The organism is Brevibacillus composti, assembly GCF_016406105.1.
GTDB classification, from domain to species: Bacteria; Bacillota; Bacilli; order Brevibacillales; family Brevibacillaceae; genus Brevibacillus; species Brevibacillus composti.
This window is the reverse complement of sequence record NZ_CP066308.1, coordinates 375585-395594: the sequence shown is the minus strand read 5'-3', so window position 1 is coordinate 395594 and position 20010 is coordinate 375585. Positions and strand designations below refer to the sequence as shown.

The window sequence follows — 20010 nt, the reverse complement described above, 5'->3', positions numbered from 1 at the left end:
CCGTCCTCACTATATGGAATCCCATCCGAATTTTTGCATCCCTTCCGAATTAAGCGGCGTGCTTCACGCCCAGCATGGCCCGAGGTGCCGAAGCGGCCTTTGCCGTTTGCTCTCCCGCATCGAAGCCGGATGATACGATACTGATGACAGCAGGATTCTCCCGGGGCCCGACTGTCCATGTGGTCGCCGTCGCTTCCCGCTGAACGGCCGCATCTGCCTGCTTGCCGGGAAACGGGATGAGATTCCGCTCCCGATCCGCACTGTTCTCCTGCGCGCTTCTCTCCTGCGGTCCGTTCGGCTGTGTGCGATTCTCCCAGATCACGACCGCACGCTTTTGTAAATTCGGCGTCATTCTTCCTCTCCTCCTTGGGCAGGTTTGGGATAAACGGCTAAAACCACTTGATACGGCTCCTCTCCCGCGTCATCGGCCTGATATTTTTCCGCCAGCTGACGAACGAGCTCGACGTACTCCTGGACAAAAGCGCTGCGCTGTTCTCTGCTCCCCAATCGGATTTGGGTGTCCACTGTCGCACTGGGGATTTCCTCCTGCTGATCCGATTTTTCCAGCAGCACCAGCGCGTCCCGCTTGATCCGCTCGGCCGCCGTCACCAAATGGGACAGGGAGCCTTGGTCCTTGATGCGGTCGACCGCCTCCTTGGGCCAGTTGAGCGTCTCCGACAGGATGTACGTCCGTGCGATTGCCTGATACAACACCTCCACCAGATTGCGGACCTGGCGCGTTCCCACGCGGCGAACCAAACCGACCTTTTCCAGCGCCTTCAAATGGTAGTTGACCCGCTGCGGGATGTCGTTGATCGCCCGCGCCAGCTCGGCGGCGGACGCAGGTTCCGTCAATCGGCTGAGAATTTCCGCGCGGAGCGGATTGAGCAGTGCCATCGCCTGCTCGGGCGACTCGACCGTGTATGTTTCCAAGACCTGCTGCTCCACATAGAACACCTCATGAAATTTATTCTTCACGTAAAAACAGTTTATTACGTTACTCTCTCTTTGTCAAATGGTGGAAAGGTCCTTTCTGTAAATTTCGGCCATCAAAAAAGAAAAATCCGCTTCCCTGGCAATATCCGTGGCGGTACTGGCGGCGTAGCCTTTTTGCGAAAAGACCTGCAGAACCGCTGCGATCAGCTACGATTCTTGTAATTTCCAGTCGATAAATCGCGAAAAAGCGTTTACAATTGTGACATTTCTGTTTATAATCAAATCATAACTGCACACGCAAGATTTTAGGAGGAGCCTGTCACCAGTGGCTTTCTTTTGCCTTTTTTCGGTAAAGGAGCCAGCGGTAACAGGCTTTTTCGTTTGTCACTGTTTCCAAAACATATTGAAAAAGGTGGGGATACCGAATGCTAATCTTACAACTAGCCATTATCCTGCTCGCTTCCAAAATCGCCGGCGACATCAGCGCGAGACTGGGGCAGCCCTCCGTCCTCGGCAAACTGCTGGTCGGGATTATCCTGGGACCGTCTGTGCTGGGTGTCGTGACGGATAGTGACATCTTAAAAGAAATCAGCCAAATCGGTGTCATCCTGTTGATGTTCATCGCGGGTCTGGAGACGGATCTCGACGAATTCAAACGATCCGGGAAGGCTTCCTTTAATGTCGGACTCGCCGGGATCGCTGCTCCGCTCGCGCTGGGCTATATCGCCGGTATGGTCATCGGCTTGCCGGCGTTTGAATCTATCTTTTTGGGCCTGCTGCTCTCGGCTACCAGTGTCAGCATCTCTGTCCAGGCACTTAAAGAACTGGGCAAATTGAAGTCCCGCGAAGGCGCGACCATTCTCGGCGCAGCCGTCATCGACGACGTCGTGGTAATCTTGATTCTCGCCTTCGTGATGAGCTTCGCTGGCGGCGATGTCAATTTGGGCATGGTCGTCCTCAAAAAAGTGGTCTTTTTTGCCGTCATCCTGCTGCTCTCCTGGAAGGTCGTTCCTTGGGTCTTGCGGCGATTTGCTCCGCTGCAAGTAACGGAAACGGTTGTGACCGCAGCCTTGATCATCTGTTTCCTGTTCGCCTACCTGGCCGAATACACCGGTGTGGCGGCCATTATCGGCGCCTACATCGCCGGGATTGCCATCAGCCTGACCAAATTCAAGCAAGAAATTACGCATAAAGTCGAAACCCTTAGCTACAGTCTGTTTGTGCCTGTCTTCTTTACATCGATTGGGGTGTCGGCGCAATTCTCCGGCATTTTCGACCACTTCTGGCTGATTATCGGCCTGAGCGTTCTGGCGATTCTGACCAAATTCATCGGGGGCGGTCTCGGCGCCAAAGTCTCCGGTTTTGGCTGGAGAAGCTCCTGGGGGATCGGCTCAGCGATGATTTCCCGCGGCGAGGTAGCCTTGATCATCGCCTCCATTGGACTGGAAGCGAAGCTCCTGGCTCCCGACATGTTCGCCGTGCTGATCGTCGTCGTGCTGGTCACTACGATTGTGACACCGCCGATGATGAAGATCTTCTTCACCGAGAAAAAGGGCGGCGGCGATCAGGTCCCGCTGAGAAAAGAAGCGTAATGAAGAAACACCAAACCTCTCCTCCCGGCAGTACCGGGGGGAGAGGTTTTTGTTTGACAGCCCACCTCTTCGTCCACATCGGAAAACGTACGGGCAATCGGAACGGGCTTGCCAGTCCCGCCAGGATTTGGACGGCAAAAAATAATGCCCCCGGCCGCAAAGCTAACGGGGACACCCCATTTCCTATTTTTCTCTGCTAGTTTTGAGCCGGGATGGCCGCCTGTACCGCGGTTCCCACTCCTTGTGCATCTACGCTGACGCGGTATTGCCCTATATTATTCAGCTCCGCCTGATCGATCAAGGCGACTGGACGATTGTCCTTCCAGCTGATGGCACTGTACACGCGGCCGCTATCGGTCGGAATGGTGACGAGGATGTCTTTTACCCCGTCCTGATTGATATGTCGGATGCTCAGCTTCGGCAAAAAGCCTTCGTCCATCACCCCGACAGGGAAATGAGTCTGCTGCTTCCATTTTCCCTCGCGGACGACGATGCGCAAATTCTCCGCCGGGATGCCCAGTTGCTCCCCGGGCTTGTGCCCGATGAGCAGGATATTATCTTTCACGCCATCCCCCGTCACATCGGCATATTTCGTGTCGAGCACGAAGGATATGTCCTTGTCCATGCTGAAACCTTCGTTGATCCAGACGTCGGGAGAAGGCATGTCGTCAGGATCGCCCTGGGTGACGGCCAAATGCTGGAACTGGGCCTTTTGTTCATTTACCGTCCAAATGCTCGTCGCTTGGGCAATCAGGTCGTCGCCATCGATCCCCCACAGCCTCTGTCTCCCCACGTACCTGATCGATCCGTCGGGTGCTGCATAGGGAATGAGCTCCACCAGTGTCTCCGCATATCCGTTGATCTGCCTCTTCAGCTTCCCCTCTGCATCATAGATTCCCCTGCGCAGGTACTCCTCTTTGTTTGGTTCGAGATGGATCCAGGTTGTCTTTCTGGTCTTGTTGTCCGTCACCTTCGCCCGGAATCCATCCATGAATTGTATGCTGAACAATATCGTCTGCTCCGGCAAAATACGCTCTACGGTAGCCGGCTTTTGCATCGGCTGCTGTGCCGACACGGGGGTGATGCCTGCCCACGTACAGGCCGCCGTAATGACTGCTCCCCAAACTGCTGTCCGCATCGATCGACGCCATGCGTTCATGCACTTCTTCCTCCCTTGTCTCTACGCTTCCAGACTGTGGCTTTCGCTTGCAATCCCCACTCATTTCTCTTTTACATAAACGGTGATTCTCCGCGAATAGTTGCAAGATGCAGCCTGTACACTTTCAGAAATGGGCATTTGTTTTTTACCGGTTTGCAACAACTTCCCCGCACAGACAGGCTACAATAGAGGAGGAAGTTAGGATCCTCTCCCGATTTTGAGCACCAATAGAAAGGAACGAATCGACAGATGAAAAAAATCTGGCTGTCTCTCGCCGGCCTGTCTCTTTTGTGGACCGGCGGGTGCGGTTTAACGGATACGCCCACTGAATTGATGCGCGCTCCTGCAGCCGATGTCAATCAGCAGTCGATCAATCAAGCCGTCATGCAATTTCTCCCTCCCGGTTCACAGCTGACAGTGCCGCTGCAGCCGGAGGAGTCCAGCGCAGTCTCTCTGCATGACTTGACGGGCGACGGCTCCCCTGAGGTGATCGCTTTTTACAAGACGGAAAAAACAGACTACGAGATCGGCGTACTGGTCTTGTCGCAGAACGGAGGCAGCTGGAAAAAAACCGCCTCATTTACCGGCATCGGACGCGAGCTGGACTACGTGCAATATGTGGACATGACGGGAGACGGCATCGCCGAGATGTTGGTCGGCTGGGGCGGAGGAGACGGCCTGAACAAAGAGCTGTCCGTCTATTCGTTTCACGAAAACAACCCGCAGGAATTGCTGAAGCAGTCGTACTCCGTCATGGCTGTCGGCGATCTTGACGGCGATGAGCAGGAGGAGCTGGTACTCATCATCCACGACCACAGCAATTTGACCTCCAAAGCCGAGGTCTACGGGATCACGGAGGGGATGCTTGCCAAGCGGACAGAGATCGCCCTCGAAGGAAATGTAAACGGTTATGAAGCGGCCGTCATCGGCAAAGCCTCCGCCGAGAAAAAAGGGATTTTTATCGAAGCCGGTATGGGAGCCCATTCCGCGATGACAGAGCTGCTCATCTACGAAGACGGGCAGCTGCACCGCCCGCTGGTTGCGGCAGGCAAGGAAATCGATCTGACCTTCAAGCCGTATTCTCTTGGCAGCGAGGACATCAATGATGACGGGATCATCGAGATCGGCATCCACACCCAGCCGCCGGGAACCGATGAGCTGCCCATGGCGGAAGTCCCCTGGATCTCCTCTTATTACCAGTGGAGGGGCGGAACGGAGCTGTCTCACATCGAAGACCACTTCCAGAGCCAAACGCTCGGCTTCAATTTTCGCATTCCGGAAAAATGGAAGGACAAATATACCATCGAGCAAAATCCGGATCCGGGTTCCGCCGTGGTCCATATGATGTACTATGGACAAAACGGGGAAAACAAGGCGACCCTGCTCACCTTTCAAGCGATGCCGCAGGCGGAATGGGCCAAGATCGAAAAGTCTTTCGAAGGAAAACAGACTCCTTATTTGGTGCTGTCGGAACAAAACAAGCAGGTGCTGGTCGCCATCCAGCCGCAGAAGCCCGGTCATTTAGGCGGACAGGCCTTGCGCGAGTACAATGCCATGCTGCTCACCTCAGACGAGATCCGGCACTTGTTCCGCAAGTTAAAAAGGCCGATCTAGCTGCGACTGATCCCGAATAGGTAAGGAGACATACCACAATGAAGGTTCTGTTGTTGGAAGATGAAAAATCGATTCGCGATTTCGTCAGGATCAATCTCAAGCGGCAAGGCTGCGAGGTGGTCGAAGCCTCGACCGGGGAAGAAGCCCTGGAGATCGCAGAAGCGAGAAGCGGCATTGAAATTGCGATTCTGGACGTGATGCTTCCGGGGATCGACGGCTTTCAGGTCTGCCGCGAGCTTCGCAGCAAGTTCCCCCGCATGGGGATTATCATGCTGACGGCCAAAACCCAGGAGGCCGACAAGGTGATGGGCCTGGAATACGGCGCCGATGACTACGTGGTCAAGCCCTTTAGTCCGACTGAGCTGCTGGCCCGCGTAAAAGCCTTGCACCGCAGGCTGACGGCGCTCGACGCGGTCGCGGAGGAGCCGCAGGTCATCGACATTCCGCCGTTCCAACTGCTCCTCGATGAGCGCAAGCTGTTGAAGCAGAAGCAGGAAATCGATTTGACCCCCAAAGAATTTGCCATCCTGAAGCTGCTCGCCGAAAACGCCAACAAGGCGATCAGCCGGGATCATATCTTGACAGAGGTATGGGGCCAGTTTTATGTCGGCGATCTAAAGGTAGTCGACGTCAATATCCGCCGGATCCGTCAAAAAATCGAGGACGATCCGGCACATCCCGCCTACGTGGAAACCGTCTGGGGCTACGGCTACCTCTGGAGAAAGGAAACAGCCGATGAAGGGAATTAGAGCGCGGCTTGTGATCCATTTTGGGCTGATCCTGCTCTTGATCGTCCTGCTCCTGGAGGGGCTGTTTTACTGGGCGGTGCACACCTATTACTTCGGCACGGCCGCGGAAACCCTCGTGACCCGCTCCGTCACATTTACCAATTTCATCAACAAATACACAAGCGGGTACCGTCTCAAGGACAAGGCTCGCTACATTTTGGAGAACATATCCAAAGAGGAAAACGCCAAGATCGAAGTGCTTGATCTGAGCGGAAAAGTCATACTGAACTCATACGGATTTCAGACCGCGGAGGTAATCGACACGCCCGATGTGTCGGAAGCCCTGCAGAGCGGCTCGGGCCTGTATGTGGGCAAGTCTCCGCAGACGAAAGAGCGGGTCATGGCGGTCTCCCACCCTCTGACGTATCTGGGCGATCATGTGGGGGTCCTGCGCTACTCCGTGTCCGCGGAGCCTCTCGATGCGGCGGTTTATCGGATCGCCCTGTACGGAGCCGGAGTCGGAACCGTGGTCGTCGTCTTCGCGTTTTCGCTCAGTCTGATCATCGCCAATCGCATCGTCGGCCCGATTCAGGAATTGACCCGCGCCGCGACACAGATGGCCACGGGCAATTTCTCCGCGCGGGCCCGGAAGCGGTTCGATGATGAGGTCGGCACACTGGCCGAAACCTTTAACTACATGGCGGAAGAGATCAGCAAAAACGAGCAGATGAAAAACGACTTCATCTCCTCCGTTTCCCACGAATTGCGGACTCCGCTTACTTCGATCAAAGGCTGGGGAGAGACGCTGATCTCGGGCGGCCTGGAGGACAAAGAAGAGACGCTGCTGGGTCTGGAGGTCATCTCCAAGGAGACCGACCGGCTGATCGGACTGGTCGAAGAGCTGCTCGATTTCTCCAAGTTTCAGTCCGGCGAGGTAAAGCTGCTTACGGAAAGGCTGGATCTGCGCGATATTCTGGAGGACGTGCGGATTCAGTTTGCTGTGCGATCGCAGGAAAAGAACGTGACGCTGGATGTTCACCTCCCGGGCTCGCCCCTCCCCGTTTCGGTTGATCCCAACCGTATGAAGCAGATTTTTGTCAATTTGCTGGACAATGCCTTTAAATTCACACCCGGCGGCGGTACGATTGAGGTAGCCTTACAGACCGATCAGACGCATGTGCGCGTCTCTGTCCGCGACACCGGAGAGGGCATCTCGCCCGCAGACTTGCCCCATGTGACCGAGAAGTTTTACAAAGGCCAATCCAGACAGCCGGGAAGCGGTCTCGGATTATCCATTTGCAGGGAGCTGGTTCGCCTGCACGGCGGTCAGTTTGAAGTGGCGAGCACACGCGGCGAGGGAACCACGGTCACCGTCGTATTGCCTCTGGCAAAGAGTCTCGGCGGCATATAACGTCACCGGAAAAACGGCCGAAAAACAAGAAAAACGCCCAACCGGCGGGCGTTGGGCGTTCCTTTGACGGCAATTTAGAAGCTGTTTTCAATCACCAGCTCATCCAGACCGAATCGAGACGTCGGATAAGCCGGGACGCTCGCCTTCCCCATCGTGATGATCATCACGGGCAGGTAGCGGCTGGGAATCCGGAAGGCTTCGATCAGGGCCTCCCTGTCAAAGCCTCCCATCGGGCAAGTGTCGTAGCCTTTGGCTTTGGCGGCGAGCATCAGCTGCATCGCGGCCAGCGAAGCATTGCGGATCGCCTCGTCCCGGGCAAGCTGCGGATTGTTCTGGTAGGCCTGCTCGATCTGGGCGACCAGCGTGTCCCGCACTTGCTCGTTGATATAGCCTTTCTCGAGAGAGTCATTGTAGACGCGGAGCGCCGACTTATCCGCCTCCAGATCGCCCAGAATCACAATGGTCGCATAGGCGTCGACGACTTGCTGCTGTCCGTAGGCAATCGGCAGCAAACGCTCCTTTTGGGCGGGATCGGTCACGATGAGAAAGCGCCAGTGCTGCAGGTTCCAAGAGGATGGCGCCGTGGCCGCCAATCGCAGGATCTCATTTAATTTTCCACGAGGAATCTCCTCGCTGGAATCGTATTTGCGGACGCTGTGGCGCGCTTCCATCACTTGTTCCGTGCTCTGTTTGACGTCTGTTTGCAAGATTTCATCCTCCTTACTGTGATCAGAATCAAACATTCTTGCTTTACTATAGGTAAAAACGAGTTTAGCCGTCCAAAAGTTGCTCGATTTTTACGGGAGTCGAAAAAAATCATCGCTTACAGTGTTCGGTAATCAGAGGAATTTCATGCAAGGTCATCTATTCTTTTGGGGAGGTACGATATGCCGTTTTCCGAAAAAGTTGTGGTTGTCACCGGAGCGGGGCAAGGCATAGGATACGCCGTCGCTGCCATGTACGCATCTCGCGGGGCAAGAGTATGCATCGCAGAAAAGAATCCGGAGCTGGGCGAACGCGCTGCCGCCAAGATCACCCGAGCGGGCGGACGGGCGTTTTTTCAGCCAGTGGATGTGAGCATCCCCCAGCAGATTATCAAGCTGATGGAGGAATTAGCCGAGCGCTGGAGCCATCTGGACATTCTGATCAACAATGCGGGGGTCTCCAGGTGGAAATCGCCGTATGAACTCTCTGTCGAGGAGTGGGATGACGTGATGAATACCAATCTCCGCAGCGTCTTCCTCTGCTCCCGGGAAGCGGCTCTCTTGATGCGGCGAACCGGCGGCGGGGCCATCGTGAATCTCTCGTCCACGCGTGCCCACATGTCGGAGCCCCATTCCGAGGCGTATGCTGCGTCCAAGGGCGGCATCCTGGCGCTGACCCACGCCCTGGCCCTCTCCCTCGGCCCCGACCGGATCAGGGTAAATGCCATCTCCCCCGGATGGATCGAGACCGGCGATGAAGAAGCGCTCCGCCCGGAGGATCATGAGCAGCATCCGGCCGGACGCGTGGGCAGACCCGAAGATGTGGCCCGCGCCTGCCTCTTTTTGACCGAAGACGACAACGACTTTCTGACGGGGGCAGAGCTGGTATTGGATGGCGGCATGACGCGAAAAATGATTTATCATTTGTAAGAAAAAAGTATGGGAGCGAAAAAGGGGGAATCGAGATGATCATCGCCCGGTTTTTGTTGGAGCTCATCCGTGTGGTGCTAGTCATGTTTCTCGGTCTGATGATCCTGGGACAGATCGAAAATGTGGTCTACGCGTGGATCGGCGCAGTCCCCAATTGGTGGGCAGCGTTCGTTGCGAATTTCTTGCTGCTGCTGATCCTGTACAGAAACAAGCTGCAATTTTCGGGGTGGTTTCCCAGCAATACGGGGAGACCGCTCTCCAAAACCGCCACCCGTATTTTTCTGTCAACGGCCTTGGCGTTGCTGATATTCCCGCCTATGCTGGCAACTTTTTCACCCTAATGGAGACCGATTGCTTTGCAGAAAAAAGCCGCCCGGATCGCATTCCGAGTGGCTTTTTGTCTAGAGATAATGAGCATTTTCGGTCCGGGCTGCAGCGTGAGGACTTTCCTTACCAGGTCCGGAACGGCGGGGAGCCTGGCGGGTTGTGGGTCAGCTGTTCGGCAATCGGATAGCCGTAAGCCAGCACGATCAACAGAACCAGAACGCCGATCCACACCGGCCAGCGTTCGAGAATCGCAGGCGTATGCTGCTTCGTCTCCGTCTCCGCGATCGGGTATTCGGTGTTGCCTTTCGGAGCGAAGAACGTCAGATAGCCCAGAATCAGGATCAGCAGAATCGCGGCTACGAACAAAAGGCCGCCGCCAAATGCCATCACGCGCTGATAATCCAGCCATTCCACTGCGAGCGGGTGATCCGCATAGGTCGTATAGCTGGTGCGGCGCGGAGAACCTTGCAGGCCCAGGTAGTGCATCGCAAAGGACATCAGGAACATCCCCACCGACCAGAATACCGTCTGCACCATCCCCATCCGGTTGGCAGTGGCGGTCAGTGTACGGCCGGTCAATACCGGGATCAGCCAGAAGCTGACGCCGAAGAACGTCAAGGCTACTGCAGCGCCTACGGTAATGTGGAAATGGCCTGTGACCCAGATCGTATTGTGCACGACCGCATTCATCTGGTTGCTGGCGTTGATAATCCCGCCCGCACCTGCCGGGATAAAGAAGAGCATCCCGACAAACGGAGCGAAAAAGCGAACGTCGGACCACGGCAGCTTTTTGAACCAGCCGAACAGCCCCGTACCGCCTTTTTTCCGACCGGTCGTCTCGAAGGTAGCGAACATCGAGAAAGCGGTCATCAGCGACGGGATGACGACGATCAGCGTCAGGATGACGTGGATCATCTTCCAGCCGGGAGAAATGCCTGGCTCCATCAGCTGGTGGTGGAATCCGACCGGTATCGAGAACAGGAGCAGAGAGATAAAAGCGAGACGAGACAGCGAATCACTGAAGACGTGGCCGCCGATCACGCGCGGCAGGCAGACATACCAGGCGATATAAGCCGGCATCAGCCAGAAGTAGACGAGCGGATGGCCAAAGAACCAAAACAGCGTGCGGCTCAGCATGATGTTGATGCTGGACGTCCAGCCGAGCGACCAGGGAATGAGCTGGAACAGAACTTCGACCGCTACCGGCAGGGTCGCAATCATCCACAAGACAAAGGTGGTGACGGACATGAAGACAAACAGCGGAGACATTTTCCCGCGATTTTCCTGTCTCCACTTGCGGTAGCTGCTGAAGATCGCAAAACCGCCGAACCAGCTGCCCACGACGAGCAAAGCGGCACCGATGTAGAAGAGGGGTGAGGCTTTCAGCGGCGCATAAAAGGTGTACAGAACGGAGGCGTCATTCATCACAATGGTCACGACGGCCATCGCCGTGCCGATCGTCATCAGGACCCAGCCCGTCCAGCCGAAGCCGCGCGCCGCTAAGTGCAAGGAACCTCCCGTGGTTTTGGCGACGCCCGACAAGAGAAAGCCGATGATGAAATAGGTGGTAAAAATAAGTGCCATCAATACGCCGTGCGCGGTCAAAATCTGATAGTAGTTGGTCCAGCTGGGCAATTCAACGATCCCGCCCCGCACCATGCCTTGCAGCATCCCGGCCAGTGCAGCCAGCCCGAATGCGGCGTAGGCCACCCAGATATAGGCCAGACTCAGACGAGCCGTGGAACGGTCCACTTGAACCTGCTCTGTTGCTTTTTGATTGAACATATCGGATCACCTGCCTTTTTCCTTCACGATAATGGTGGTCGCCATGACCTGGTGGCCGGCGCCGCAGTATTCATTGCACAAGATCAGGTACTCGCCCGGCTCTTCAAACGTGTACGAAGCAGAGTTGATATGTCCGGGCATCACCATGAAGTTGACGTTGGTTCCCGGTATTTGAAACCCGTGGACGACATCCGGGCTGGTGACGTGGAAATTGACCGTCGCTCCTGCCGGCACTTCCATTTTGTTGGGTGCAAAACCAAAGGCAAACGCCGTCATGTAGGCATCGTACTCATTGTCACCGATCTTTTTCAGGCCAGGATTGTCAAACGGAGGAGTCGCGGTCACTTTGGTCGGATCGATCATTTCCATATTGCTCGGGGGAGCCATCCCCATCGCGAAGGCATTGACGCAAAGCAGCGCGATAAACAGCGCAAGGCCGCCAGCGCCCAGAATCAGCCAGATTTTTTCGTAACGGTGCAAATGCATCTTTTCCTCAACCTCCCTTTTCTCACCCGACTATGCACGTTCCAGGAATAGTCCAAACACGCCAAACCAGCTCAGGAGTATGACAGCGCCCACCAATAAGACAGCGATAAATGTCCCTTTCAGGTCTTGTGACTGCGGTTGCGGCTGCTTTGCCTCATCGATTTGACGCGTTGCCTCTGTTCTCGTCTCCACGATTCATTCCTCCTTCCCGTACCGTGACGAGCATGGTCCTTTTCACGACTTCATTCTACCTGTTGAAAACAGGCGGTGTAATTCAGGGAAAACCCCTAAAGTCCTCCGGCAATCTCCTGATCTTCGTCATTTTTTGACACATTTCGGACATAACCGCCGGTTCATGCTGGTACAAGGCCAGTATAGGGTCTGCCACCCCGACTCCGATGTGATGGCGATCACACTTCTGCCCGCTGCGCGCATACGTTCACAATTCCTCCCAAATTGCCCAGCGGCCAGAAAAAGGTACAGCCTCCTCATTTCTTTGAGGGACTGTACCTTTTTTGAGTTCAAAGGGACATTATCGTTTTCAGTGGTCTTGACACAGCTCCGTCATGCAAGCCGCCTATTCGAAATCAAGCCACCCTTTTTTGATGGCATACCGAACCAGTTCCGGCCGCGTGCGCAGATGGAGCTTTTCCATGATATGCGCTTTGTGAGACTCGACCGTTTTGACGGAGACGGTCAATTGCTCGGCGATTTCCTTATTGCTGAAGCCCTTTGCGATCAGGATCAGCACTTCCTTTTCCCGGTCGGTCAAAATCTCGTACTTCGCCTGTTCTTCGCCGTTTTTGACCATCTGCAAGAACTCCTCGATCAGCGACTTGGTGGCGGACGGATACAAATACGCCATCCCCTTGTGGACGGTGCGGATCGCCGCGATCAGATCCAGATCGGGTGCGCTCTTCAGGATATAGCCGGCCGCTCCCGCCTGGAGCACGCGAAACAGATACTCCTCGTCGTCGTGCATCGTCAGCACGAGTACCTGTATGTCCGGGGCCGCTTCTTTCAGACGGCCTGTGGCGGACAAACCGTTTTCCCCCGGGGGCATGCTCAGGTCCATCAGTACGACATCCGGCCGGATATCCAGCGCTTTGTCAAAGGCCTCCTTGCCGTCCGCGGCATAACCGACGACTTTCATATCCGGTTGAGCGTCGATCAGCATGCCCAGTCCCGTCCGGACCACAGCGTGATCGTCAGCGATCAAGACGCGTATGTCCATCTTTTGCTTCCTCCTTTGGCCGTGGTATGCGAACGATCACGGTAGTCCCTTCCCCGATTACGGAGCGAATATCGAAACTTCCCCCGAGCAGCTGGGCCCTCTCCTTCATCCCGAACAGCCCCAAGCCGGAGCCATTCCTCTCGGCTTGCTCGACGTCAAAACCAGTGCCATCGTCGACGACGGTCACCACCAATTCCTTTTCCCTTTCTTCAAACACGATGCCCAGCGCGCGGGCCTGTGCGTATTTGGCTGTATTGGTCATCGCCTCCTGGACGATGCGGTAAAGCGCTGTCTCCACCGCAGCCGAATGACGGCTCCATCCCCCGTGCACGTGGAGATCCACTGTCAGGCCAAAGCTTTTTTCCACCCGCTTGATCAGGGAACGCAGCGCAGGCAAAAGCCCCAGATCATCCAGTGCTGAGGGGCGCAGCTCCAATGCCATGCGCTTGGCTTCCTCCATGGCTTTGGCTGTCATCTGCTGGATGTCCGCCACGTGCTGCTTCATCGGTCCGCTCAGCTTGCCATGGCTTAGGACATTCAGACCGACCAGAATGCTGTAGAGGGCCTGCCCGATTCCGTCGTGAAGCTCCCGGGAGATGCGCTTTCGCTCCTCCTCCTGGGCCTGGATCACAAAATGGGTCAGCTTGTGCTGATACCTCTCTTTTTCCATCCGCTGCTGCATGGACATGTCACGGAGAATCATCACCTTTTTTCCGTCAGGCGCGTCCGGCAGGGTGGTCGAACTGGCCGCGACGGGATACTCGCGCCCGTCCTTTGTCTTCAGCCTCATCTCAAACGAGGGCAACTGCGCACGTTTGAAGAAACAGTCCACACACGACTTCTCTTCCTGGCATGTGGCCATGCCCACACAGACTTCACATAAATGCTTATTCCCGACCAACTCGTCTTCAGACCATCCGGACATCCGCTCCATCGCGGCGTTTACGGCCACGATGATGCCATTTCGATCGACGACCATTACGGCATCGCTGATATGGGCAAAAATCGATTGCAGCAGCGTATCGGTTCCTTCCGGCGTACCCTTTTCTTCCATCCAGGTGTTCATGGTGATCCTCCTTGCAGACAAACATCCTATCGTTATTGTAGGGGGTGAGCGGGGGAAAAGGAATCGGGGAATTCCCTTACATCCGGGGGAGGACTTCCCGTCACAGCGGGAATAAGCAGGGAACTGATCGTGTTGATTGCGGCTTTCGCCCTTTTTTTATACGATAAATACCAGGATTTGCATCAGTCCTACAGAACATGAATGATGCTCGCGGCCGTGGACATCGGCGATATCCTGCGGGAACAGGAGGAACGCCCGTGAAAGACCCCCAAAACATGACTATTCGCATCTTGCAGCCAGAGGACGCGGAACAGTACGTCGCTCTGCGGTTGGAAGCCTTGCAGCTGAATCCGGAGGCGTTTTTGACCACCTACGAAGAGATGATGCAGGATCAGAACATGCGGGAGACGTGGAAAGCACGCCTCTCCCCAAGCCCGGATGCCTTTACCATGGGCGCATTCTGGGACGGCTCCTTGGCCGGCGTCTGCACGCTGATCCGGGAGAGCCACCGCAAGCTGCGCCACAAGGCTTCAGTGGTAGCCGTCTATTTTACTCCTGCCCACAGAGGCAAGGGGGGAGCCAAACAACTGCTGTCACGCTTGATCGAGAAAGCCCGGGAGCTGGAGGGGCTGGAGCAGCTCTCGCTGACGGTCGCGAGCAACAATGAACCGGCGCGCCAGCTCTATCTGAGCCTCGGCTTTACTCGGTACGGCACGGAAAAAAATGCGCTGAAACACGAGGGTGTCTATCAGGACGAAGATTACATGGCGATGCGTTTATTTCCGTAGACGAAAAAGCACCCCCTCTCCCGGGAAACGTCTCGCACGCTTTCGCCGGACGTATCCGGTGTCGTCGTCCTCGATGTGGAGCCACCCCTTCACAGGCAGATCGGCTTGGCTGTAAAATCCCACTCAGAAGGCCCCACCGGACTGCAAGCCTGGATACAGGAGGCGCAGCGCTTACTCAGCCAATTTTAACAGCGAAAAGGGACGTCCCTCCTGCAAGGAACGTCCCGATCCATAGTGATTCCCACTCTTATTTGGCGGGTGCATCCTCCGCCAATGTTTCCGCACCTTCCACCACGATTTTTTCCGCGACCCCCTGCGGGACCGCACTGCGGGTCAGTCTGGGGCTGTAGTAGACAAAGACTTTCATCTCCGGCTTCAGTTCAGCCGCAGTGAGCTCCCGGTTTCCCTCGGTGCTGACAATTCTGGTCTTATCGGTCACCAACAGCTGAATCCGTTCAAAGGAATTCTCCGTCAAGCGCTCACCTTGTACCGTGATGCGGACTGCGCCTTCGTCCTCCGGCTCGACCTTCTCCAGATTTCCATACGTGCCCAGCACGTCCGCTGTTTCCAGTTTGCTTTTGATCACGATCTCTCTGGCCGAAGTCTGCGGCGGCTGGCTCAACGCCATGATGCTGTCATGCACCACATCGATGTCCATCCCCAGTTCCAGATCGACTGTGGTCCCCGGCTTGCCGTCGGCCGTCACGATTTTTGTTTCCTCCGTCACATGCAGCAGGATTCCGCGTTGATAACCGTTGAGCAGAATCCTCATTTTGCCGTTGTCTTTCTGTATGCGGGTGATCGACCCCGACTTTTGCACTGTCTCCCGCTCAGCTTCCGCTTGGCTTGCAATCCGGAGCGTATCGCCTGAGATCTGTACCGGTGCCCGCAGAATTTGTTCGACAAAAGCGACCGGCACCCAGGTCCTGTCGTCAAACAGCTGCGGAGCAGCTCCCAGGGATTTGTACATCCGCTGGTAGGGATAGCGGTCTTCTCCCGGCTTGGCGTAGCTCCACAGCGCCCCCTTCTTTACCTCCGCCGCTTTGATTTGGGGGTTCCAGCTCACTTCAAAGCCCAGCGATTCAGCCACCTGGCGAAGCGGCACCAGGTACGTCTGTTGCTGTTGATCGCGAATGGCTGGTTGCTCCAGCTTTTTATCGTTCACCAAAAGAGACAGCTCTCCTGTGGGCTCTGCCGCTGTGAGACTGGCTCCGTTTACGGTGAGGAGGGTTGCTGCCAATATAGTCATGGATACGCTTTTGATCGTTTTCATGCTGTCGTCTCATCCTTTCTTTCCCTGTTTAGGTTGCCCTGGAAAAAGAGACGACAACCGATGCGCAAACGTTTCGCCAAAATGGTAGGCAGCAGATTCTCCTAAGGATTTGCTGGCGGCTCCGGCTGCGGATAAGGGACATCCGGCTTGCCGGCAGGGTTGTCGTAGAGATAGTCCGGCACCTTGCCGACGATAATCGCCTCGGTAATGGGAATCATGGTCGTCACGGTCTTTTGTTCGGTCGCAAAAGGGATGATGATGCGCAGATTCACCTCCACGTAGATATAAACCGTCACCAGCACCATGTTGATGCCAGCCTGCTCCAGCCTTGTCTCCAGACGGGTTTTCACCGAACCGACCGGTACCAGGGAGACGGGAATTTTGGGACCGTAATGCTCCAGGAAGACGCTTTTGGTGGCCAATCCGAGCGGGACGCTGATTTCCACATGGTCTTCCTCAAACTCCTTCATCCGGTTTTGGATCCGGCTCGTGGTCTCCCCTACAATCCGCGAGTACTGCTCGAAATGAAAATTGACCGCCATGATATTCCCCTGATTGTCCTTCTCCATGACGATGATCTCGTGAAAATCCACTCCCTGCTGGGTCAAGCGCTTGGTAACCGCGTCGGTAATCGCCAGCTTCGCCACCTGATCAGCTTTCTGGGCTGCGATCAGCATGAGTGTCGGTTCGATTTGTTTTTCGACGAAAATAAACAGAGCGACAGAGGTGAGCACGATGACAGCCAGCGTCAGCACCAAGCGTCTGACAAGCCGTCGCCAGCCTCCTTTTCGGTAACGCAGCACGATTTCGCTCTCCCCCGTTATTGTGACGTGGACTTCCCTGCGGGTTCAGGAGCGAACCGTACGGGCAGTCGACCTGGCCGCTGCCCCGAAATGGCGTCGGCGCAGCACGCCTCCCATGCCTGCCACAAAGGTAGGAATGCCGGCAGCCACGAGAATCAATGCCCAGTCTCTCATGTACAGATCGGTTGTCTTAAAGATCGGCTGCAGGGCCTCCAGGTAGACGACGCCCAGTACCAGTACGATCGAAGAGATGACCGCCCACACCAGGTACTTGTTTTCAAAGATATTGCGATGAAAGACGCTGTGCTGGCTGCGGCAGTCAAAGACGTGAATCAGCTGCGCCATGACCAAAGTGACAAAGGCCACGGTCTGTGCATGCACCAGATCGGACGGATTCTCCCGCCAGGTCAGCCAGAAGGCCAGCAAGGTCATCGTGCCGATCAAAAACCCACGGCTGATAATCTTCCACCCCAGTCCGCGGGCGAAGATGTTCTCGTTCTTGTCGCGCGGCTTCTGGTACATCGTATCCGCTTCGGGCGGATCGATGCCCAGTGCCATGGCCGGCAGACCGTCTGTCACCAGATTGACCCAGAGAATCTGGATCGGCACGAGCGGCAGAGGCATCCCCAGAATCATCGCAAAGAACATCACCAGGATTTCTCCGACATTGGATGCGAGCAGGTAGCGGATGAACTTGCGGATGTTATCGTAGATGTTGCGCCCTTCCTCGACGGCGGCGACGATCGTGGCGAAATTGTCGTCGCGCAGGACGAGGTCGGCGGCTTCCTTCGTCACATCGGTGCCGGTAATCCCCATGGCAATCCCGATATCGGCTGTCTTGATGGCCGGGGCATCATTGACCCCGTCTCCGGTCATCGCGACGACGTGTCCATTGCTTCTTAAAGCCTTCACGATGCGCAGCTTGTGCTCCGGCGAGACCCGGGCGTAGACGGCGACCCGCTCGGCACGCTCGGCCAGCTCCTCATCGGTGAGGCGGTCCAGCTCCCGCCCCTCCATGATCTCGGCGTACCCGCGCAACAGCCCGATCTGACGGGCGATCGCCTCGGCGGTGATCCGGTGGTCGCCGGTGATCATGACCGTCTTGATTCCCGCCTGATGGCAAAGATTGATCGCCTCCCGCACTTCTTCGCGCGGCGGATCGATCATCCCGGCCAGACCGACGAAAATCAGGTCGCTCTCCTTCAGTTCCGCCGACTGGCCGCTGCGATAGCCTTGCAGCGGCTTATAGGCGAAGCCGAGCACGCGGAGCGCCTGCGACGCCATTTTTTCCGTCTGGTCCAATATCCGGTGACGCATCGTGGCAGACAGCGGCTGCACCTGTCCGTTCCACATGATGTGGCTGCAGCGGGAGAGAAGCGACTCGGCCGCTCCTTTGGTCAGGAGCTGATAGCTGCCGTCCCCCATTTGTTCCACGACGGACATCATCTTGCGCTCGGAATCAAAGGGCAGCTCTTCTACCCGCACGCCCTGCTTGCTGCCTTTTCCGCGTTCGGCCTCAAAACCCAGCCCCTTGGCGGCCAGGACCTTCAAGGCCCCTTCTGTCGGATCGCCAATGACCTGCCATCTTTTCACCGTTTTGCCCATGCCGAGCAAGCGGCGGGCCTTTTCCTCCTCATAGGTCAGTTGGGCGTTATTGCAGCTTTGGGCGATGTGGAGCAGCTTTGCCATCACCTGATCGCGGTCGGGGGCAATTTGCTTGCCCTGCAGGGTAAAGGCGCCAAGCGGCTCATAACCACTGCCCCCTACCTCGTACATGCTGTCCCCATGCCAAATATGCGTCACCGTCATCTTGTTCTGGGTCAGGGTCCCCGTCTTGTCGGAACAAATCACGGACGCGCAGCCCAGCGTTTCCACAGAAGGCAGCTTGCGGACGATGGCATTTCGCTTGATCATCCGCTGTACGCCGAGTGCCAGCGCCACAGTCACGATCGCGGGCAAGCCTTCGGGAATGGCTGCGACAGCCAAGCTGACGCCGGCGAGGAACATGGTAAACAGGTCGTGGCCGTGCCACACCCCGGCACCGATGACCACGGCCGTCAGGAGGACGGCCACCACGACGAGGATTTTGCCCATCTGCTCCAGGCGAATCTGCAGCGGCGTCTGAGCGATTTCCGCCTCATTCATCAGGTGGGCGATCTTGCCGATCTCGGTGGCCATCCCGGTGGAGACGACCAGTCCTTGGCCCGTCCCTCCGGTGACCATCGTCCCCATAAAGGCCAGGTTCTTCTGATCGCCCAGCGGAACGGCGTCCGCAGAGGAAACATCGAGCGGCTTGGCCGTTTTCGCGACAGGCACAGACTCCCCGGTCAAGGCCGACTCCTCAATCTCCAGCCGGTTGGCGGCAAACAGCCGCAGGTCTGCCGGGACGCGATCGCCGGCTTCCAGCACGACCAGGTCCCCCGGCACCAGACGAGAGGCCGGAATCATGAACAGCTGGCCGCCCCGGATCACCCGCGCCATCGGAGATGCCAGATCCTTCAAGGCTTGCAAAGAGCGCTCAGCCCTCGCCTCCTGGATAAAGCCCAGCACGCCGTTAATGAAAATAATGGCAATAATGGTGATGGCATCGAGATACTCACCGAGAAAGTACGAAATCAGGGTAGCGACGAACAGAATCAGGACCATAAAATCTTTGAACTGGTCCAGCAGGACTGCATACAGCGGCTTTCGCTTGCTCGCCGCCAATTGGTTGGCGCCGCTCTTGGACAGCCTGCGCTCAGCCTCATCCTGCGACAATCCTTGGTTCATGTCGCTTTTCAGCGCTCTCGTCACCTCAGATGCCGCAAGCGAATACCATTTTTGACTGGGCCTCGTCTCCATCTGTATCCCTCCATCACGTTCACACTTCATCTCATATCTATGCAGACGAGCCTCAAAATAACCCACCTGTCCCGCCGATGTTAAAAAAGTAGCCGCGGGGAGAAGAAGCATATTTCCCTGCTCTGCTCCGGTCTTCGCCCTGCACGGATGATAGACTGTCCGCTCCGCAGCGGCTGGCGGGGGTGCGCAAAAGCAGTGTCGCTCTGAGGTCATCCCAGAGGTTGCGCCCCTGTTTCCCGCCATCCACTGCTCCGCTGGGCAGGGCTGCGCGAGTCGCGCAGCAGGGAAACACGCTTCTTCTCACCCAAGCCCTGAATCCAACATCCATGAAAA

The 20010-nt window shown here is 56.3% G+C and carries 21 protein-coding genes; 7 read left to right on the top strand and 14 right to left on the bottom strand.

Features of this window, described 5'->3' with window-relative positions; all coding sequences use genetic code 11:
• Nucleotides 1-49: 49 nt before the first annotated feature.
• The 3 genes from JD108_RS02170 to JD108_RS22745 all read right to left on the bottom strand — a co-directional run bounded on the left by JD108_RS02170 (nucleotide 50) and on the right by JD108_RS22745 (nucleotide 1140).
• A complete protein-coding gene (locus tag JD108_RS02170) occupies nucleotides 50-352 on the bottom strand; it encodes a hypothetical protein (RefSeq protein WP_198828381.1) in 303 nt (100 codons plus the stop codon).
• Complete coding sequence (locus JD108_RS02165; RefSeq protein ID WP_407649416.1) at nucleotides 349-897, bottom strand: helix-turn-helix domain-containing protein; 549 nt, start codon at nucleotides 895-897, stop codon at nucleotides 349-351. The genes JD108_RS02170 and JD108_RS02165 overlap by 4 nt, the downstream gene beginning before the upstream one ends.
• A 114-nt stretch (nucleotides 898-1011) precedes the next feature.
• Entirely contained in the window at nucleotides 1012-1140 is a 129-nt protein-coding gene (locus tag JD108_RS22745) for a hypothetical protein (protein WP_407649415.1), read from the bottom strand.
• Between the two features lie 221 nt (nucleotides 1141-1361).
• Between JD108_RS22745 and JD108_RS02155 the strand changes: the two genes are divergently transcribed.
• On the top strand, nucleotides 1362-2528 hold the full coding sequence (locus JD108_RS02155) for a cation:proton antiporter (protein ID WP_198828379.1): 1167 nt from the start codon (nucleotides 1362-1364) through the stop codon (nucleotides 2526-2528).
• 196 nt (nucleotides 2529-2724) lie between these two features.
• Here JD108_RS02155 and JD108_RS02150 read toward each other — a convergent pair whose 3' ends face one another.
• Complete coding sequence (locus tag JD108_RS02150; RefSeq protein ID WP_198828378.1) at nucleotides 2725-3687, bottom strand: hypothetical protein; 963 nt, start codon at nucleotides 3685-3687, stop codon at nucleotides 2725-2727.
• Nucleotides 3688-3936: 249 nt separating this feature from the next.
• Between JD108_RS02150 and JD108_RS02145 the strand changes: the two genes are divergently transcribed.
• Genes JD108_RS02145 through JD108_RS02135 form a run of 3 tightly spaced genes read left to right on the top strand, consistent with a single transcriptional unit; the run spans nucleotide 3937 to nucleotide 7440 of the window.
• Entirely contained in the window at nucleotides 3937-5301 is a 1365-nt protein-coding gene (locus JD108_RS02145) for an FG-GAP repeat domain-containing protein (RefSeq protein ID WP_198828377.1), read from the top strand.
• 38 nt (nucleotides 5302-5339) lie between these two features.
• A complete protein-coding gene (locus tag JD108_RS02140) occupies nucleotides 5340-6050 on the top strand; it encodes a response regulator transcription factor (protein ID WP_198828376.1) in 711 nt (236 codons plus the stop codon).
• Nucleotides 6037-7440, top strand: a complete 1404-nt coding sequence (locus JD108_RS02135) for a sensor histidine kinase (protein ID WP_198828375.1) — start codon at nucleotides 6037-6039, stop codon at nucleotides 7438-7440. Before JD108_RS02140 ends, JD108_RS02135 begins: the two co-directional genes overlap by 14 nt.
• A gap of 74 nt (nucleotides 7441-7514) precedes the next feature.
• Here JD108_RS02135 and JD108_RS02130 read toward each other — a convergent pair whose 3' ends face one another.
• The gene (locus JD108_RS02130) at nucleotides 7515-8183 is read right to left on the bottom strand and encodes a nitroreductase family protein (RefSeq protein WP_407649393.1); all 669 of its coding nucleotides are present in this window, start codon (nucleotides 8181-8183) and stop codon (nucleotides 7515-7517) included.
• Between the two features lie 144 nt (nucleotides 8184-8327).
• Between JD108_RS02130 and JD108_RS02125 the strand changes: the two genes are divergently transcribed.
• Complete coding sequence (locus JD108_RS02125) at nucleotides 8328-9074, top strand: SDR family NAD(P)-dependent oxidoreductase (protein ID WP_198828373.1); 747 nt, start codon at nucleotides 8328-8330, stop codon at nucleotides 9072-9074.
• Between the two features lie 35 nt (nucleotides 9075-9109).
• Nucleotides 9110-9415 carry a hypothetical protein gene (locus JD108_RS02120; protein ID WP_198828372.1) on the top strand — a complete coding sequence of 102 codons (306 nt, stop codon included), beginning with the start codon at nucleotides 9110-9112 and terminating at the stop codon, nucleotides 9413-9415.
• A gap of 109 nt (nucleotides 9416-9524) precedes the next feature.
• Here the strand turns inward: JD108_RS02120 and JD108_RS02115 are convergent, their stop codons facing one another.
• The 5 genes from JD108_RS02115 to JD108_RS02095 form a co-directional block, all read right to left on the bottom strand.
• Nucleotides 9525-11186 (bottom strand): b(o/a)3-type cytochrome-c oxidase subunit 1, encoded by a 1662-nt coding sequence (locus tag JD108_RS02115; RefSeq protein WP_198828371.1) that lies wholly within the window; start codon nucleotides 11184-11186, stop codon nucleotides 9525-9527.
• A gap of 6 nt (nucleotides 11187-11192) precedes the next feature.
• Nucleotides 11193-11672, bottom strand: coding sequence for a cytochrome c oxidase subunit II (locus tag JD108_RS02110; RefSeq protein WP_198828370.1), 480 nt, complete (start codon nucleotides 11670-11672; stop codon nucleotides 11193-11195).
• Nucleotides 11673-11702: 30 nt separating this feature from the next.
• Entirely contained in the window at nucleotides 11703-11864 is a 162-nt protein-coding gene (locus JD108_RS02105) for a cytochrome c oxidase subunit 2A (RefSeq protein ID WP_198828369.1), read from the bottom strand.
• 385 nt (nucleotides 11865-12249) lie between these two features.
• Nucleotides 12250-12906, bottom strand: coding sequence for a response regulator (locus JD108_RS02100; protein ID WP_198828368.1), 657 nt, complete (start codon nucleotides 12904-12906; stop codon nucleotides 12250-12252).
• Entirely contained in the window at nucleotides 12881-13972 is a 1092-nt protein-coding gene (locus tag JD108_RS02095; protein ID WP_198828367.1) for a PAS domain-containing sensor histidine kinase, read from the bottom strand. The genes JD108_RS02100 and JD108_RS02095 overlap by 26 nt, the downstream gene beginning before the upstream one ends.
• Nucleotides 13973-14229: 257 nt before the next feature.
• Here JD108_RS02095 and JD108_RS02090 point away from each other — a divergent pair, with 257 nt between their 5' ends.
• On the top strand, nucleotides 14230-14760 hold the full coding sequence (locus tag JD108_RS02090) for a GNAT family N-acetyltransferase (protein WP_228728265.1): 531 nt from the start codon (nucleotides 14230-14232) through the stop codon (nucleotides 14758-14760).
• A 247-nt stretch (nucleotides 14761-15007) separates the two neighbouring features.
• Here JD108_RS02090 and JD108_RS02085 read toward each other — a convergent pair whose 3' ends face one another.
• The 4 genes from JD108_RS02085 to JD108_RS02070 all read right to left on the bottom strand — a co-directional run bounded on the left by JD108_RS02085 (nucleotide 15008) and on the right by JD108_RS02070 (nucleotide 19969).
• Complete coding sequence (locus JD108_RS02085) at nucleotides 15008-16033, bottom strand: copper amine oxidase N-terminal domain-containing protein (protein WP_198828366.1); 1026 nt, start codon at nucleotides 16031-16033, stop codon at nucleotides 15008-15010.
• A gap of 101 nt (nucleotides 16034-16134) precedes the next feature.
• On the bottom strand, nucleotides 16135-16833 hold the full coding sequence (gene yunB, locus JD108_RS02080; protein WP_198829949.1) for a sporulation protein YunB: 699 nt from the start codon (nucleotides 16831-16833) through the stop codon (nucleotides 16135-16137).
• Between the two features lie 48 nt (nucleotides 16834-16881).
• The gene (locus JD108_RS02075) at nucleotides 16882-19677 is read right to left on the bottom strand and encodes a calcium-translocating P-type ATPase, SERCA-type (protein WP_198828365.1); all 2796 of its coding nucleotides are present in this window, start codon (nucleotides 19675-19677) and stop codon (nucleotides 16882-16884) included.
• 52 nt (nucleotides 19678-19729) lie between these two features.
• Complete coding sequence (locus JD108_RS02070) at nucleotides 19730-19969, bottom strand: hypothetical protein (protein WP_198828364.1); 240 nt, start codon at nucleotides 19967-19969, stop codon at nucleotides 19730-19732.
• Nucleotides 19970-20010: the final 41 nt, after the last annotated feature.